A 17,958-nucleotide genomic window follows, 5' to 3' on the forward strand; every position below is an offset into this window, starting at 1 on the left:
TATGTTCATTTCGTATTGAAATGATTACCTTACATTGTTCAGTTTTCAAAGATCTATCAGGCTTTTTTAACGTCGGTCCCTAGCGACTTAATTATTTTACCAATTTTGTTTTTTCTTGTCAACTACTTTTTAATGCTTTTTTCAAAACTTTTTTCTTTCATAAAAACTTAGAAATCAGCTAATAGTTCACATAAAACAACTCGGTCATCTAATCATTCCGTTACCTACTACACTCTATAATGTATATAAATTACACATAGTATACTAGGCCCCACAAAAAGAAAGAAAAATGCTGACCGAGGTCAGCATTTTTAGTGGTGACTCACCCGCGACTCGAACGCGGGACACCCTGATTAAAAGTCAGGTGCTCTGCCAACTGAGCTAGTGAGTCATACTGGCAGGGGCGGCTGGGATCGAACCAGCGCATAATGGAGTCAAAGTCCATTGCCTTACCACTTGGCGACGCCCCTAAAAATGTGGGGTGAGTAGTGGGGATCGAACCCACGCATAACGGAGCCACAATCCGCCGTGTTAACCGCTTCACCATACCCACCACTGTGGATTTACAGGGAACAGTGCCCCGTAACGAAAATTAGTATATCACCGCCACGGGGACTCTGTCAACACCTTTTTTACAAATTTATAAATTCTTTTATTCGAGCCTATAACAAGTTAATAACTAGACCTATTTACTCTCTGCAATCCCCAAATACTCTTTTACAAAATTTGGCAATGCAAAGGCTGCTTTATGAATCTCTTGATTATAATACTTCGTTTTGAAATTCTGCACTCTATTAGGCTCCCATGCAAGTGGATTATACGTCTTAGAGCCTAGTGTAAAGCAATGCATGCCTGTTGGGTAAATAGGAATATAAGACATGAATAAATTAGTATAAGGGAAGTGTTTGTCCACAAAACCAAACACTTTCTTTACTAATGGCTGATGCATCATAGGTGATTCTGTCTGTTGTACAAATAAACCATCAGGCTTCAATGCTTTTAATGTATTAGCATAAAACTCTTCTGTAAAGAGTCCTTCCCCTGGTCCAATAGGATCAGAACAATCCACAATAATAACATCATATGCATTTTCAGCTGCTTCCATATGAGCAATGCCATCGCCAATTTTTACAGTCAATTTAGGGTGATTGTTAATCATTGCGTCTGCTATAGTCGGTAAATATTCTTTAGCTAATTCTACTACTTTACCATCAATTTCTACCATTGTAACAGATTCAACACAGTCATGACGTACGCATTCTCTAGCTACGCCACCATCACCACCACCAATAATCAACACATGTTTTGGATTCGGATGCAAGAACAAAGGAATATGAGCAATCATTTCATGATAGAAAAACTCTTCACGCTCAGATGTTTGAAACACGCCATCTAGGACTAGCATATTGCCGTATTCTAAGCTATGTGCTACTTCGATAGTCTGAAACTCTGAAGCACCTTTATATAAAATTTTATCTACTTCTGCTCTTAATGTTAAATGTTCTGATTGACGTTCTTCAATCCATTGCGTCATATCCAATTCCTCCTAAACTACTTTACTTGCTGTATTTAACTTTTGAACATACGCAAAACTACCGCCTAAGATAGTATCCTTCAACCATTTAGTTAGTGAGAATTCACGCGCTATTTCTTCATCATATACAACGCATCGCACATCGTCTCCATCATCAGTTAACTTTACAATAGGTACCCAATGCCAAGTAGACAATTCTTTTTCACGTCCTCTATGACGATTTAAAAATGCCACTGGTGAGTCATTGCCTAAACCTTGTTTAATAAAATTAACGACTTCGGAAAGTGGTGCACGACTTACAGCAAAAGGATAAATACCCATCATTTTAACCGTGTAGGGCAAACCCTTATCTTTAATATAGTTTTCCAAACCTTCTTCTAGCCATTGTGTTTTATATAAACCACCACCAAAACGGGGCTTTACATAATTAAACACTTCTTCCATACGCTTTAAGGCTGCTTCGCCATCAGCGCTGGTATTTAGATCAAGAATTTGATCGCGAAATTGTACATAACTAATTAACTGTGTTGCCGTTGTAGGGCCACAACCAGCTAATCGTTGCCAATCATCGTGGTACCATTCTTGGTTGTATCCATAGGAGTGGCGCCCATCTTTTTCAACCTGCAACCACTCTGGATGTTTGATTGTCAAACTTTCCATACCAGGTCCAACCCTCTTTTTCTTCTCTTACTACGCTTCAACAACTTCCACAGAAAGCATGCGGTCGCCTTGATTAATGCGGTCTACAATATCCATGCCTTCAATAACTTTACCAAATACAGTGTGAACTCCATCTAAATGAGGTTGTGGCTCATATACAATGAAGAACTGGCTGCCACCAGTATTAGGACCGCGATGTGCCATAGATAAAGCACCACGATCATGTTTGTGTGGGTTGCCTACTAATTCATCTTTGATTGTATAGCCAGGACCACCTGTGCCATTACCATTAGGGCAACCACCTTGAGCTACGAAACCAGGGATTACGCGATGGAATGTTAAACCATCATAGAAACCTTCCTTAATTAATTTTTCAAAATTCTCCACTGTACCAGGAGCTTCTTTTTCAAATAATTCGATTTTAATATCGCCTTTTTCCATATGAATAATTGCTTGTTTCATTTATTCTACCTCCAATAAAGTTCGTAATACATAACTAGCCAACATAAGTCCAGAAACAGAAGGCACAAAGCCACAAGAGCCTGGACTTCTGGAGTCATCATCGCGAGTTGGCGTCATTGGTTTTTCCGTCGAAAACACTACTGGTTGACGTTTAATGCCACGCTTTCTAAGCTCACGGCGCACCACTTTTGCCAAAGGGCAAGTATGGGTTTTGCTAATATCAGCAATAGTCAACATTTCTGGATGCATTTTATTGCCTGTTCCCATAGAAGAAATACAAGGAATACCTAGTTTCTGACACTCTTCGATAATAGCTAATTTCGCCGTTACCATATCTATAGCATCAATAACAAAATCCACCTTAATATCTTCAAAAAACGTAGGATACTCGTCCTTGGTATACACAATATCATATGTGTCTACTACCATATCAGGGCGAATGGATAAAGCGCGCTCCTTTGCCACTTCTACCTTACGGCGGCCAATGGTGGCCTGAGTAGCAATAAGCTGACGGTTTAAATTACTCACTGTTACTTTATCCCCATCAATGAGTACTAAGCGACCTACGCCGGTGCGTACTAATGCTTCCATAGCAAAACCACCAACGCCACCACAGCCAAACAAGGCTACGGACTTGGTCCCCAAATCCGCCATTTTTTCTTTTCCCACTAACCACTCTAAACGAGTAAACATATGCTCCATGCTCAAACTCCAACAATCTCAATCAAACGATGTATTTCTTATTTCTTACTCTTAACTTTTATTTAAAATTAACGCTTAGCAGGAATTACTTCCAACCAATATCCATCTGGGTCAGCGATAAAATAAATCCCCATATTAGGATTTTCATACACAATGCAACCCATTTCTTCGTGTAATTTATGAGCCCCTTCATAATCATCCACTTTAAAGGCTAAATGGAATTCATTGTCCCCTAAATTATATGGACGATCCCAGTCGCGAAGCCAAGTTAACTCTAATTGATGAGGGCTATCTGGACCATCTAAATATACAATCTTAAACGCTCCATCTTCTGGTTCAATACGACGACCAGGTTTCAAACCTAAGGCTTTGTCATAAAAAGCTATGCTCTTGTCTAAATCTTTAACATTAAAATTATTGTGAGCCATAACGAATTTCATCCGTAACCACTCCTTTCAAACTATTACATTTTATAGTTATATACGATTAATATACCGTCCCTTATATCCTACTAAATACAAGGGTACTGCGTATATAGTATCATATTTTTCTATATATTGCTATATTTCGATATAGTGAATTCCTACAATCGACTCTTACGGCACCACAAATTTCGCTACACTACCTTGTTCCACTGGTTTCACTTCTAAGTGCGCCGGAATTCTAGATTTTAGCTCCGGCACATGAGATATAATCCCCACCAGGCGACCACTAGCTTGTAATTCTAAAAGGCTTTCCATAGCTACATCTAATGAATCAGGATCCAAGGTTCCAAAGCCTTCATCAATAAATATGGTATCTAAATGAACGCCACCTGCATATGCTTGAATCACATCAGCGAGCCCCATGGCTAGAGATAAAGAGGCTAAAAAAGTTTCCCCACCTGATAAAGTATTCGCCGGTCGCGCTACGCCCGTATAATTATCGAATACAGATAAATCTAATCCGCGATGTCCTCGCCCTAAACCTTCCACTGGGGTCCGCTGTAATTCATAACGCTGACGGCTCATGCGCCGAAGCCGTAAATTAGCAGCACTCACTACTTCCTCCAATATGGCCCCTAGAACATAGAGCTCAAACGTTACACCACGCAAGCCTGTAGTTCCACCATTAGCCATATCAGACAAATTATACAAAAACTCGCTGCGCTTAGTAATTTCCAAATTATTTGCCACTAAGGCAGTATATTGAGCCAGCACCTTTTTTAAACGCGCCACTTCTTTTTCATTTACCGCCACAGCTTGCAAACCAGTTTCATACGCAGCAGCTAATTCTTTGACCACTTCTTCTGTAATTTGAACCGGCATAGATTCGCTTTTAAAAGCCTCCCCTGCCTGTTTACCTTCAACAGTTATGTCCAAAAGCGTGTCCGAACCGCCTAAATCATTAACGCCACGCTCATCTATAGCAATCCATTCCGCTTCCGCTATGGACAGCGAAGACTCAATAGTTTGCCTTTGCTTTTCTAATTCATCAAGGCGAGTTCGCACCTGTACGCAAGCTTCTTTATATCGTTCCCACTGTTGCTCTAGTGCGTGCTGCTCATCACTAAGTTGGACTAATTCATTCAAACGCTCATCACTTAACCCAGCCTTTTCTACAGCCTCTACATACTGCTTACGAGCTGCAGACTGCGCTTCTAAGCTATTATCCAACTGCTCTCTTAGATTCACTTGATTGGCCAAACAGGTCGTGTGTTCTCTATCAATAGCCTTCCACTTTTCATCATAAGTGTTTAGCTCTTCTTTATACTGTTTAAGCCATGACTCGATCTCTTTTCGTTTAGCCATCCACGCATTCCAATCATCAGTCGGCATATAACGACTCAAAGTCTCAATACCGCTTGTCAGTGCTACCTGCTGATTCTTTAGCCCCTGATAAGCCACTTGTACCGCATCAAGCTCTGCTTGCAAAGATTTTTGACTCTCCTCGCTCTTCTGTAACCGCTGTTCCAGCGTGGCCAAGTCGTTTCGTCCATTTTGGATATGAGCTAACACAATTTCATACGTCTCTAAAGCCTGTTCAAGCTCATGAATAGGTACAACACAGGCTATAGAGGCCTGTATAGTATGAGTAAAAAGGGCCTTTTCTAAGCTCACTAGACCATAGATTTTGCCATCTACTAAATTACTAGCTACTAAAGACTCCATAGAGCCTAATCGTTTTACGACTTCAGCCTTAGCATCTATAATCCCAAGAGCTTTTTCCCACGCTTTAAAGTCTTCATTCCAACTATCTATCCACAGTTCTACCTGATGCTGCGCTTGCTCACAATGCTCAGCACCGGCCTTGACTTGCTCTTCAATGTGATTCCAATTTGTCTGCGCCCTAGAATGAGCACCTAAAGCCTCTTTATAGGCTAACTCCAACTGCGCTAAACGGTTTTTATCAAACTGCTCTGGATAAATGGCTTTTTTAGGATGATCTGAGGAGCCACAAACAGGACAAGGTTCATTTAATACTAAACGTTCTGCTAAAACAGCCGCCTCTTGTTGTGAGACTAGTTCCTTTTCTAATAAAACAGCGTGCTCCGCCTCAAGCTCAGCAGTCTTAGCCTTAGCTAAGACTAGTTCCGCACCCTTAGACCTTACCAGCAGTTCTTCATACTGTTTCCATCCGTCTTGCCAACTGTCCCAAGCTCGTCGCCCTGCTTGACACTGCATTTGCATTTGCAAATATAAGGCTTCATGCTGAACTAATTCACTTAATTGTGCACGAGCCTCTTGATCTCTTTCCAATTCCTTAGCCTTTAACTCTGAGGTCTTTTGCTGTGTTTCAATTAGCTGAGCCTTAGCATCTAACTGACTATTTAAATTTCGCAACTCCGCCTTCTGTTGCAAAAGTTCATCATATTTTTCTTGAATACTATCAGCTTGTTGTAAAAAGCTTTGATAGGATTCATATTGTTCTTTTTTATCCTCTAGACGTTTTCCGACCAACTTAAGTTCTTCGACTTGAGACTCTATATCTTTTTGAGTCACTTCTAAAGCTTGTAATTTATGCCTTAAACGTTCCTCCGCTTTGACTAAATCAGCATATTGAGCCTCATGTAAGCGAATTGTTTCAAAAGCCTTTAACTGCGCCAATGTCTCCCCTAAGGATTGCATTGCCTCATCCTGAGCCGCTAAGTCTGCCTCGTTTTTTCTTTCTAAAAGTAAGGACTCTTCCAGCTTACGTTGTTGTTCCTTAAGCTCAAACACAAGAGCTGCTTTGTCATAGCGCGCTTTCAGTCCCTTTAAAGCTGCTGCTGAAGCTTGCCACCCTTTATCTTTTAAAGCTAATAATTCCTCTAGTTCTACTTGCGTACTCACTTGTTCGCTATGCAATAAATACTGCTGCTCATCAATTACACTCTTAGCTGATGCAACAACTTGATTGTATTCTTCCTTTAACAATTCTTGCAGTCGTTTAAAAATATCTGTTTTAAACAAGCTATTCATCAATGCTTCTCGTTCAGAAGTAGGCGCAACTAAAAGCTTTCTAAATTCCCCTTGAGGTAAGAGAACAACTTGCAAAAACTGATCCACTCGAAAGCCCAAAATCTCTTGTATTTTATTAGCAATATCAGTGCGGCGACTACTGTATTCTTGCCAAGCATCATCCTCCCAAAACCAAAGGATGGCGGTGGCTTCCACCTCGCGCGTCCCTACGCCGCGTTTTTTCTTCAACGTTTGCTTCGGGGCACGCTCAATTTTATAACGCCTATCGCCAATAGCAAACTCAAATGTCACCACTGTCGGCATCGTATCCGTCGCATAATCACTACGCATAGTCTGTCCATTGCGCAGACGTCCACTAGTCTCGCCAAAGAGAGCAAATACCATGGCATCTAAAATACTCGTTTTACCAGAACCAGTGGGGCCAGAAATAAGGAACAAACTATGCTTCTTTAAATCTTCAAAATTTAAAGTCGTGGTGCCACTAAAGGGGCCAAAGGCACTAATATTTAATGATATAGGTCTCATCCCTTGTCCTCCTTTAAAATACGCTCCCACAAACCACTTATATACTGATGCTCTTCAGCAGATAAAGGTTCAGACCGCACAGCTTGAGTAAATTGTTCAAATAATTCTTGCTCAGATAGCTGTTTATACTGTACGTCCTTTGCCTCTTTTTCCTGTACTAATCGTCCCGTTAACTCAAGACTCATAGCTAACGGATAGGCCGCACGAAGTCGCGCCATGCCGTCAAGTACAGGAGCTGTATCAGTAAGACGGAACAAAATATAATCTTCTTTATGTTGCGCTTGTAAATCAGCATTTAATAGTAAATCATCAAAACGACCTTCTAACACTACTACATCATGCAATGGTTTTATAGGTACTTCTTCAATCGAAACAGTGCCATCAGGTCCTAAATCCACAATAGTAAAGCTTTTTTTATGATGTGCTTCATCAAAAGAATACTTCAGTGGCGAGCCACTATAGCGAATGGATTCACACCCCATTTTTTGCGCTCTATGAATATGCCCTAAGGCTGTATATTGAAAAGGGGTAAATACCTGTACATTAATATTTGAAGACCCTCCAATAACAAGAGGGCGCTCAGATGCAGAAGTTTCACTGCCTGCCACCATTACATGTGCCATAGCAACTGCTCGTGCCCCTAGAGGCACTGTAGATTGCATATAGCAAGACCACGCCGCATAAGTAGCGCCATACTCAGCCACTACATCTGTATCAACAATGGGTTCGGATAAAGTGCCTTCAGCCTCTAACTTAGCTTGTAATACCTCCAACTCATGTTTTACTGACCGCGGTTCCGTAAAAGGGAAGGGGCAAAAATATACTGGCCCCGTAGCATCTTCCAGGCATAGCGGTGCTAAGGCTCGATTCATACGCCCCCAGATATGAACCCCCATAGGCGACAATAAATCTTTATTGATTTCTAAACGCTCCGCACTATCATGATTGCCCCCAATCACGAGTACTGGAATTTTAAGCTCTAATGCCACCTTAGCTAGCACCATATCCCATAATTCTACCGCTTCCACGGGCGGTACTGCGCGATCATATACATCACCTGCTATAATCACCACATCAATTTGAGCCTCTTTTAATAGCGAGAGAAATTGATGCTCCAATACATAGGCCTGGTCTTCAGTCAAATGACGAGCGTAGAAAATCCGCCCTAAATGCCAATCACCAGTATGTAATATCCTCATAGAATCTCCTTACCTACTTCACCAGGATTTATTCATGCTTCATATTGTACAAATTAATCCTATACTATTACCCCTTGTACATGCTCCGCAAGAGGGCAATTTCTTTTGCATACCCTTCCAACTCATTAGGCGTTTCTAAATAAAATGGTAAAGCTTTAAATGCTTCATGATTAATAATACGCCCAATGGCCTCTAAACCAATGTGGCCTTCCCCAATTTTTTCATGGCGATCCTTATGCGCACCGCGAGGATTTTTAGAATCATTTAAATGTATAGCATGAAGTCGGTCCAAGCCAACAATTCGATCAAACTCCGCCACCACTTCGTCCAGATTGTCTACTACATCGTAACCACCTTCATGGATGTGACACGTATCTAAGCATACGCCCATATGCTCTTTGAGCTTAACGCCATCAATAATGCGGGCAATTTCTTCAAAGGTCCGTCCCACTTCAGTCCCCTTCCCCGCCATAATTTCCAATAGCACCGTCGTCTGCATGCCTTCAAAGAGCGTTTCATTCAAAGCTTCTACTATATATTCAATGCCTTGATCTACGCCTTGTTTTACATGACTGCCAGGATGAAAATTATATAAATGACCTGGTAAATATTCAAGACGTTCCAAATCTTCGCGCATCATATTCTTAGCAAAGCCACGAAGTCCTGGATCAGCAGCGCAAGTATTCATCGTATACGGAGCATGGCCTAAAATCTTGCCAAAATTATGCTCCTTAGCAAATGCTTCTAAAGCCTTCATATCAGCTTCGTCAAAAGCACGCGCTTTACCGCCACGAGGATTGCGCGTGAAATACTGGAATGTATTGGCACCTAAACTAAGCGCCTCCTCCCCCATATGTAAATAGCCTTTACTAATTGATAAATGACAACCAATCGTTAACATCTATACTCTCCTTTAATAATATAAATTTTCTAAAGAAATATACTCAATACTAGTATAACAAAAAAGAGCCTTCTGAACTGCCTAAAAGTTAAACACTTTACCTCGCAATTCCTACGGCTCTTTTCTTTGTAAATTTGTTTTCAAATTTGAAGTTATCCCATGCTAACACAGGGCCTCTACAAAAGCCCCAGTCTATTAATGTAGACCTTTATGTTGACAGTCTGGGCAAACACCTTCAAATGTAATCTGTTGTCCTGTTACTTTATAACGACTCAAAGTCTCTACGTCATGGAAAATCTCTTCCATGTCCATGCCATCTAAATCATCAACACGATTGCACACTGTACAGCGCAAATGTGGGTGATTATGGGTGTCCCAATCATAACGACTGCATTCGTCGCCAATATCTAGCACTTTCACAAGGCCAATTTTTTCAAAAATTTCCATGGTCTTATACACAGTGGCTAAACTCATGGTTGGATGCTCGTTGCGCAAACTTTGGTAAATCATTTCCGCTGTTGGATGCTCATTTTGCCCATAAAGCACTTGATAAATCGCAATTCGTTGAGGCGTTACTTTAAAGCCTTCAGAACGTAATTTTTGAGCAATATCCATTTGAATCAACCTCTCCACTCGGATGTAAATAAATACGCACTACTCAGTACAAATTTGCTAATAAATACCCTTAATGAAGAATAATTATTATTAAGTAATTATATCAAAGTCATCAATTTTTTGCAAGATTAAACCCTTAAAATGATACGATTGAACCCGCAAAATAATCTACATTTTGCGGGTTCTTCTTATATTTTACCAACATATTGTATATGAAGTCCATCATACTAAAAGCTGGTATATATCTATTAATTAGTCTTTAAAGTATGGTTTAAATGCACCGCTTTGATTGTTGCGGTTTTTATTGCTGTCGTTATTTTTACGACTATAGCCATTGCTCTTGCGATTATCGCGACCGCGGTTTTCTCCGCTTGCACGGCGATCATCATAGGAGCGAGCGCTGCGGCCCTCACCTTTTCGGCCATCACTCTTGCGACCATCGCCGCGGCGGTTGAAACGGCTATTACGCTGTCCATCACGGCGGCGCCCATCTTTGCCAAATGTGCGTTTTTTACGAACGCGAAGTGGCGCTTCTTCAGTGATTTTAACCGGTGTAGTATCTGGCTCTTTAGTAAGTAATTTAATAGCCGCTGCTACGAGACTAACGGAGTCAATATCAGAGAGCAGTTCTTCAGCACTAGCGCGATACTCTTTTAAATTTTCAGTATCTTCTACCATGTGAATTAAGCTTTGAACAGCTAATTTTTGTTGCCCTTCTAATACTTCACCTAAAGATGGAGCACGACGGCGAGCAATTTTACGCTTAGTTAAACGCTCAATGGCATGGAGATGTTCCATTTCACGAGGAATAACAAAGGTGTTAGCCATCCCTGCTTTACCAGCACGACCAGTACGACCTACACGGTGTACATAGCTTTCTGGATCCTGTGGCAAATCATAATTATATACATGAGTTACACCACTAATATCAAGGCCTCGAGCTGCCACATCTGTAGCGACTAAAATATCAATAGTGCCTTCACGGAATTGACGAATTACGCTATCGCGTTTTTGTTGAGACAAGTCACCATGAATACCTTCAGCCATGTAACCACGCTTTTTCAAACCTTCTGTTACTTCATCTACACGGCGTTTCGTACGACCGAATACAATAGCGAGCTCTGGCGCTTGCATATCAAGCAAACGGCAAAGTAAATCGAACTTTTGACGGTCTTGTACTTCGATGTAGTATTGCTCGATTAAGTCCATCGTAACTTGTGTAGCCTTCATGCGAATAAGGCGTGGTTCTTTTAAATAATTCTCTGCTAAAGCCTGAATAGCTGGTGGCATAGTAGCGGAGAATAATAAAGTTTGACGCGCTTCAGGTACAGCGCCTAAGATTTTATTAATATCATCCACAAAGCCCATATTAAGCATTTCATCAGCTTCATCAAGTACTACAACGCACACTTTATCAAAACTTACGGAACCACGTTCCATATGGTCCATTAAGCGACCTGGCGTAGCCACGATGATTTGAGGATTTTTACGAAGACTACGGAATTGGCGTTGAATATCCTGACCACCATAAATAGGAAGGGCTTGGATTTGAGTGTGCTGAGCCATTTTATTAAGCTCTTCAGCTACCTGAATAGCAAGCTCACGAGTTGGCGATAAAATAAGCACCTGTACGGCACGAAGATTTTCATCAACCTGCTCTAAAGCCGGAATACCAAAGGCTGCTGTTTTGCCGGTACCGGTCTGAGCCTGGCCAATCATATCAAGGCCACTCATAGCCACTGGAATCGCTTCCTGTTGAATCGGCGTAGGTTCTTCAAAGCCCATATCATTTAACGCACGTAATATGGGTTCACTAATCTGTAATTCTTCAAATTTTTCAAGCATGAACTGTATAAGTCCTCCTTATTTAAAAACATTTTATTATCTATATAATTAATCAAAAACTATTATATCTAAATTGATGTATTATCTATTATAACACAGAAGACGCATAATAGCCAAACAAGAAGTGATTTTCTTGTTTGGCTATATAGATATTCTTACACTATGCTTATTTTTTTACTATACTTATTTCTTCTTACTATAGGTAATCGTAATATTATTATTCACAAAAGGTGCCGGTTCACGATGACGATTTCCACGGCCCTCACCATTACCTGAGCGCTGCCCACCTTGACGACGTCCCTGGGCATTGCGATTATTTCGCTGACGGCGATCATTTTGTTGATTGCTAGCTTGTTCACCACTTTGGCGTCGGCCCTCACGGTTAGCCCCCTTCGAGCTATTCGATGTATTAGATCTATTAGAGCGACGAGAATTATTGGACTGATTAGCCTGATTGGACGCTCCGTCACCACGAGCCGCTTTCTCTTTATCGCGCAAAGCTTTCATGGATAGGCCAATGCGATTTCGTTCTGGCTCAACAGAAATAATTTCTGCTTCAATAATATCGCCTACCGCCAAAACATCAGAAGGATGTTCATTGCGACGGCAAAATTCACTGCGATGAAGAAGTCCATTGACTTTGAGACCAAAATCCACGAAGGCACCAAAGTCAACTACATTATGAACTGTGCCTTTTACTACTGTACCTACTTTGACATCTTCAAGACTCATAATATGTTTACGCGTCATAGGTGCTGGTAAGTCTTCACGCGGGTCGCGACCTGGCTTAGCCAATGCCTCTAAAATATCACGCACTGTAGGCACCCCAGCATCCAATTCACTAGCTAAACTTTCAGCCTGCACATCACCTAACTTAGCAAGTAGTTCTTCGTGCGCTGATTTATCAGTAAGCTGAACCAATTGGAATCCCAATTTATTAATAATTGCTTCCGCTAATTCGTATGACTCTGGATGAACTGGCGTATTATCTAATGGATTCACACTATCTTTAATACGCAAGAAACCTGCACATTGAGTAAATGCAGCCGGTCCTAAGCGCTTAACTTTTAAGAGCTCTTTACGAGACGTGAACGTACCCACATCTTTACGATAATCTACTATATTATTAGCTACAGCGCTACTAATCCCAGCTACATGCTGCAAGATAGCTGGTGACGCCGTATTGAGTTCTACGCCTACATGGTTTACTACCGTTTCCACCACTTGATCTAAGGTAGCAGTCAATTGCTTCTGATTCACATCATGTTGATACTGTCCTACACCAATCGATTTAGGATCGATCTTAACTGCTTCTGCCAATGGATCTTGTACGCGACGCGCAATAGACACAGCACCGCGGATAGATACATCTAAATCAGGTAATTCTTCAATAGCAAGCTTAGATGCGGAATAAACAGATGCGCCCGCTTCATTAGTGATAATGTAATGACAATCTAATTGCTCTGCCTCTATCAAATTAGAAACAAATTGTTCGGTTTCATAAGACGCTGTACCATTGCCAATGGAAATAAGTGTTACCTTCCACTTGCGAATCTTAGCTGGCATATCTTTTTTAGCTGCTTCTATGCCACGTTCACCAGAAGTTAGATGGTAAATTCCTTGGTCTAATACATTGCCCTGTGCATCAATAATGGCCATTTTACAGCCCATGCGATAGCCTGGGTCAAGGCCCATAATTACATGCCCTGCCAATGGTGGTTGAAGCAATAAATTGCGAAGATTCGTGCCAAACACTTTAATAGCTTGCTCATCAGCCGCTTCAGTTAAGGTCTTACGAATCTCTCGTTCTAAAGCCGGTAAAATGAGTCGTTTATACGCATCCGCTACCGCTTCCTCACGATATGTTGCCAAAGCTGGTGCTCCATCGCTTGGGATTTTGCTCAACATATACGCAATATATGTATCATCGCTAGCATTTAGACTCACCTTTAAGGCCCCCAATTTTTCACCGCGATTAATAGCGAGAATTCGGTGTGATGGCATTTGATGGATAGGCTCTTCATATTCATCATATTGCAAAAAGCCTTTTTTTACCTCTTCATCATCCCCTGTAAGAGCTGCTGAAATAGTATCTTTCTTCCACATAGACTCACGTAAATAGGCGCGGAAATCGGCGCGATCACTTACATCTTCGGCCAAAATATCCATGGCCCCCTGCAAGGCTGCCTCTACAGATTCCACCGCATCAGTAATGAATGGACTAGCTAGTTCGTCTGCACTGGCCTTATTATCACTACCTGCTTTCCATAATAAATCCGCTAGTGGCTCAAGCCCTGCTTCTCGCGCCATAGAAGCACGCGTGCGCTTCTTAGGACGATAAGGTAAATACAAGTCTTCTAGCTCTTGTAATTTCATAGCATTTTGCAAAGCCACTTCCAGTTCAGGTGTCATTTTCTCCTGTTCTGTAATCGAGCGAATAATCTCTTCACGGCGACTCTCTAAATTGCGTAAATATTTAATACGTTCTTCAATTTCACGTAATTGCTCATCCTTTAATTCGCCTGTTTTTTCTTTTCGATATCGAGCAATAAAAGGTACGGTATTCCCTTCATCCATAAGTTCAACAGCTACTTTTACTTGCCAATCCTTTACACCCAGTTCACCGGCTATATGGTGAGCCATTTTTTCTAACATGTACTACTTCCTCCAACAATTTTATTTCTATCCTTAACTAGGCTATAAGAGTCTTCCCTAGCATTACTATATGCGACTGTAAATAACAAAATCAAACGCTACCTCATCGGTCTCATCTGATCCTGTCATACGCACCGACTCCATAAATTCATCTGCCATAATCGGTGGGAATAGGGCATCCCCGTCATAGTCTTTATAAATCTCTGTCACATAAAGACGGTCTGCATAAGGCATAAGACTCTTGTAAATCTCAGCGCCTCCAATGCAGAACACAATATCATTTAATTTTTCCGCTTCTGCTACAGCTTCTTCAGGGCTGTGAAATACGCGCACCCCTTCATATGGTGGTACATAATCTGCTTGACGAGTAATCACCCAATGCTCCCGTTTAGGCAATAAGAATGGCAAAGACTCCAAAGTCTTACGCCCCATGATGATAACATGACCTGTGGTCAACAATTTAAAATGCTGTAAATCCTTAGAAATATGCCAAATTAACTTATTATCCTTCCCAATAACGCCATTGCTGGCACGCGCCACGATCATCGCTAACATAAGACACCTCCATCAACCTAACCAATACATTTTATAGTCCCTGCATTCTACGTCTTATACGGCTACATCCATAGGCAGTTTACCTAAATGCTCATAACCTTCAAGTTTTGCATCATCTGGTGTAATCCCATAGAAATCAGTTACGTCAGGATTAATCCAAATCTTCGGCGCTGCTAACGCTTGGTCACGACGCTCTAATTGTGTTTTTAATGCGTCCACATGATTTTCGTAAATATGGGCATTATTAATAATATGGGTAAAGCGACCAGGTTTTAACCCACTCACTTGAGCAATTAAGCATACTAATGTGGCATATTGGGCCATATTAAATGGCACGCCTAAGCCCATATCACCACTGCGCTGTACAAGCATACAATTGAGGCGGTCTCCAGCCACATCCCAAAGAGTCTCATAAGCGCAAGGTTGTAACGCCATGTCTGGCAAATCTTCAATATTCCAAAGTGTTACAATCATGCGGCGACTTTGAGGGTCCTCTTTAATCATGCGCAATAGATTGTCTACTTGTTTATACTTTGCTAGCTGATAACCATAAGCCTTGCCAATAGTGCCATCTTCGCGCATCCATTCATCCCATACATGAACGCCCATAGCTTGCAATTCTTTTACATCATTACTCTGCTTTTGCCAAATCCAAAGCAATTCTTTTAAGGCTGTTTTAAATGCTACAAACTTAGTTGTTAAAATAGGAAATTCCTTAGCTAAATCAAACTGCATCACTTGATGAGGCAATTTGTATGTAGGGATGCCAGTGCGATTATTTGCATAGTATCCATCCTTTAAAATGCGCTCAATAATATCTAAATACTGTGTATCCGCACTACTCATGGTGGTTCTCCTTTATCATAACCAATTTATATATTTATCTGACTACTTATACTGACTAATAACAGCTAAAAAGGACAGGCCAAACTCTTGTAATTTAGCATCGCCTACGCCTTTTATATTGCTCAAATCCGCTAAGGTTCGCGGTCTAGTAGAAGCCATATCAATTAAAACTGTATCTGGGAAAATTAAATATGGTGGTACATTCTTAATTTCACTAAGTTTCTTTCGATGTTCCCTAAGTACATCAAACAGACTTTTCTTGCCACCGCGACTTCGCTGTGCTGCCCATTGTTTAGCCATACCTCCAGCTCCAGCAGTTCGATAAGGTTCTTCACGCACTGTTACGACTTGACGTCGCACTTCTTGTACTGTAGCCTCACCTTCGAGCACAGCTTCACCAGCGGGCTCAATACTTAATATAGGGTACTTCCCTGTAGCGCAATGCAAATATCCTAAGGATACAAATTGACGGATTAGACCTTTTATATCCTTGTCATCCATATCGCGCAAAGCGCCAAATACAGGAAGGCGATCATATCCATATTTGACAATGCGATCCGTCCGATTGCCGGCTACAATATCAGCAATCATCGCAGCCCCATAGCGCTCTTCAGTATCTACAATGGCCTTAAATATATATTTAGCTTCCTTCGTCAAATCACGGAGCTGCCCTTTATTTTTACAAGAGCTACAATTATCACAACGCGTCCATTGTACTTGCTCACCAAAGTAATTGAGCATATATTTGCGCAAACAGTCCGTAGTAAAGCAATAGTTAATCATTTGCTGCAATTTAGTCATTTCAATGCGCTGGCGAGCCGGCTCATGAACAGATTCATTGATTAAATACTTATGAATCATCACATCGCGCCCACTATAGAGGAGTACGCAAACAGCAGGCCCCCCATCACGGCCAGCACGACCGGCCTCTTGGTAATAACTCTCCATATTGCGCGGCATTTGATAATGCAATACATAGCGTACATTACTCTTATCAATACCCATACCAAAAGCACTGGTGGCAACCATGATTTTCACCTTATCATAAGCATAGCGCTCTTGCTGTAATTTACGCACTTCATCAGATAGACCAGCATGGTAATAGCCAGCTTCATAGCCATGCTTAATAAGTTCTCCGTAAATCTTTTCCACATCCTTGCGCGTGGAGCAGTAAATCACACCATTCTCATCTTTATGAGCTTCTACAAATTGAAGTACATAAGGTAACTTACGACTCGGCTGCACTACGGAAAATGCTAAATTAGGACGGTCAAAGCCGGTAATATGAACTCGAGCTTGCGTAAGGCCTAAGAGGCGCTTCATATCTCTCTCTACTTCTTGTGTAGCACTTGCTGTAAAAGCACCCACAACAGGGCGCTTAGGCAAACGCTCTATAAAAGGCCCAATCAATTGATAGGAAGGTCTAAAGTCATGCCCCCATTGTGACACACAATGAGCCTCATCTATTATTACTTGTGAAATAGGCAATTCACATAAAAAGTTTTGAAAATATTCTGATCCTAGTCGCTCTGGAGCTAAGTATAAAAGTTTTATTCGCCCAGCTCGCAACTGACGCATGAGGGCTACAACTTGATCTTGCTCAAGAGTGCTATTCATATAGGCTGCCGGAATATGTTGTAGGCGCAGGCCTTCTACTTGATCTTGCATAAGCGAGATGAGTGGAGAAAATACAATAGTCAGCCCTTGCCGCAATAGCGCTGGAATCTGGAAGCATATAGACTTCCCCGCGCCAGTAGGCATAATGGCTAATATATCTTGCCCTGCCAACAAGGACGCTACCGGTACCTCTTGAGCTGGTCTAAAGGAAGAATAGCCAAAAAATCGCTCTAATGCTGCTTCAGCTGCCTTATGTGCCATCTCATCACGTCCTTTACAACAAAATCAAATCTAGCTAACTTTTGCCTTATTGGCTATCTTATTATTTTATCATTTCTACTAACTTCGGGCAAACTATGAAACCTTCAATTTATCCTAAAATTCCTGATATTTCTGGCGGTC

Annotated in this window: 14 protein-coding genes and 3 tRNA genes; all 17 read right to left on the reverse strand. The window is 41.3% G+C overall.

Annotation, left to right across the window (positions count from 1 at the left end; all coding sequences use genetic code 11):
• Positions 1-315 precede the first annotated feature (315 nt).
• The 17 genes from QZR90_RS05845 to recQ all read right to left on the reverse strand — a co-directional run bounded on the left by QZR90_RS05845 (position 316) and on the right by recQ (position 17,817).
• Positions 316-391 (reverse strand) — tRNA-Lys (locus tag QZR90_RS05845).
• Positions 392-395: 4 nt separating this feature from the next.
• A tRNA-Gln gene (locus tag QZR90_RS05850) sits at positions 396-470 on the reverse strand.
• 7 nt (positions 471-477) lie between these two features.
• Positions 478-553 (reverse strand) — tRNA-His (locus QZR90_RS05855).
• Positions 554-685: 132 nt separating this feature from the next.
• Complete coding sequence (gene speE / locus QZR90_RS05860) at positions 686-1,534, reverse strand: polyamine aminopropyltransferase (RefSeq protein WP_295789787.1); 849 nt, start codon at positions 1,532-1,534, stop codon at positions 686-688.
• A gap of 12 nt (positions 1,535-1,546) precedes the next feature.
• A complete protein-coding gene (locus QZR90_RS05865; RefSeq protein ID WP_295789789.1) occupies positions 1,547-2,194 on the reverse strand; it encodes a hypothetical protein in 648 nt (215 codons plus the stop codon).
• A gap of 30 nt (positions 2,195-2,224) precedes the next feature.
• Positions 2,225-2,656: a peptidylprolyl isomerase gene (locus tag QZR90_RS05870; RefSeq protein WP_295789790.1), complete on the reverse strand. Its 432-nt coding sequence runs from the start codon at positions 2,654-2,656 to the stop codon at positions 2,225-2,227.
• Complete coding sequence (locus QZR90_RS05875) at positions 2,657-3,358, reverse strand: tRNA threonylcarbamoyladenosine dehydratase (RefSeq protein ID WP_295789792.1); 702 nt, start codon at positions 3,356-3,358, stop codon at positions 2,657-2,659. It lies immediately after the preceding gene.
• 68 nt (positions 3,359-3,426) lie between these two features.
• Positions 3,427-3,798, reverse strand: a complete 372-nt coding sequence (locus QZR90_RS05880) for a VOC family protein (RefSeq protein ID WP_295789794.1) — start codon at positions 3,796-3,798, stop codon at positions 3,427-3,429.
• A gap of 156 nt (positions 3,799-3,954) precedes the next feature.
• The gene (locus tag QZR90_RS05885; RefSeq protein WP_295789796.1) at positions 3,955-7,323 is read right to left on the reverse strand and encodes an SMC family ATPase; all 3,369 of its coding nucleotides are present in this window, start codon (positions 7,321-7,323) and stop codon (positions 3,955-3,957) included.
• Positions 7,320-8,522, reverse strand: coding sequence for an exonuclease SbcCD subunit D (locus QZR90_RS05890; protein WP_295789798.1), 1,203 nt, complete (start codon positions 8,520-8,522; stop codon positions 7,320-7,322). The genes QZR90_RS05885 and QZR90_RS05890 overlap by 4 nt, the downstream gene beginning before the upstream one ends.
• Positions 8,523-8,589: 67 nt before the next feature.
• Positions 8,590-9,423 (reverse strand): deoxyribonuclease IV, encoded by an 834-nt coding sequence (locus QZR90_RS05895; protein WP_295789801.1) that lies wholly within the window; start codon positions 9,421-9,423, stop codon positions 8,590-8,592.
• A 195-nt stretch (positions 9,424-9,618) separates the two neighbouring features.
• The gene (locus QZR90_RS05900) at positions 9,619-10,038 is read right to left on the reverse strand and encodes a Fur family transcriptional regulator (protein WP_295789802.1); all 420 of its coding nucleotides are present in this window, start codon (positions 10,036-10,038) and stop codon (positions 9,619-9,621) included.
• A 252-nt stretch (positions 10,039-10,290) separates the two neighbouring features.
• A complete protein-coding gene (locus QZR90_RS05905) occupies positions 10,291-11,883 on the reverse strand; it encodes a DEAD/DEAH box helicase (RefSeq protein ID WP_295789804.1) in 1,593 nt (530 codons plus the stop codon).
• 183 nt (positions 11,884-12,066) lie between these two features.
• Positions 12,067-14,538 (reverse strand): Tex family protein, encoded by a 2,472-nt coding sequence (locus QZR90_RS05910; RefSeq protein ID WP_295789806.1) that lies wholly within the window; start codon positions 14,536-14,538, stop codon positions 12,067-12,069.
• A gap of 66 nt (positions 14,539-14,604) precedes the next feature.
• Positions 14,605-15,093, reverse strand: coding sequence for a dihydrofolate reductase (locus QZR90_RS05915; RefSeq protein WP_295789809.1), 489 nt, complete (start codon positions 15,091-15,093; stop codon positions 14,605-14,607).
• Positions 15,094-15,147: 54 nt separating this feature from the next.
• Entirely contained in the window at positions 15,148-15,939 is a 792-nt protein-coding gene (locus tag QZR90_RS05920; RefSeq protein ID WP_295789810.1) for a thymidylate synthase, read from the reverse strand.
• A 42-nt stretch (positions 15,940-15,981) separates the two neighbouring features.
• Positions 15,982-17,817 (reverse strand): DNA helicase RecQ, encoded by a 1,836-nt coding sequence (gene recQ / locus QZR90_RS05925; RefSeq protein WP_295789812.1) that lies wholly within the window; start codon positions 17,815-17,817, stop codon positions 15,982-15,984.
• Between the last annotated feature and the right edge of the window lie 141 nt (positions 17,818-17,958).

This window comes from uncultured Veillonella sp. (assembly GCF_900545795.1).
Taxonomy (GTDB): Bacteria; Bacillota; Negativicutes; order Veillonellales; family Veillonellaceae; genus Veillonella_A.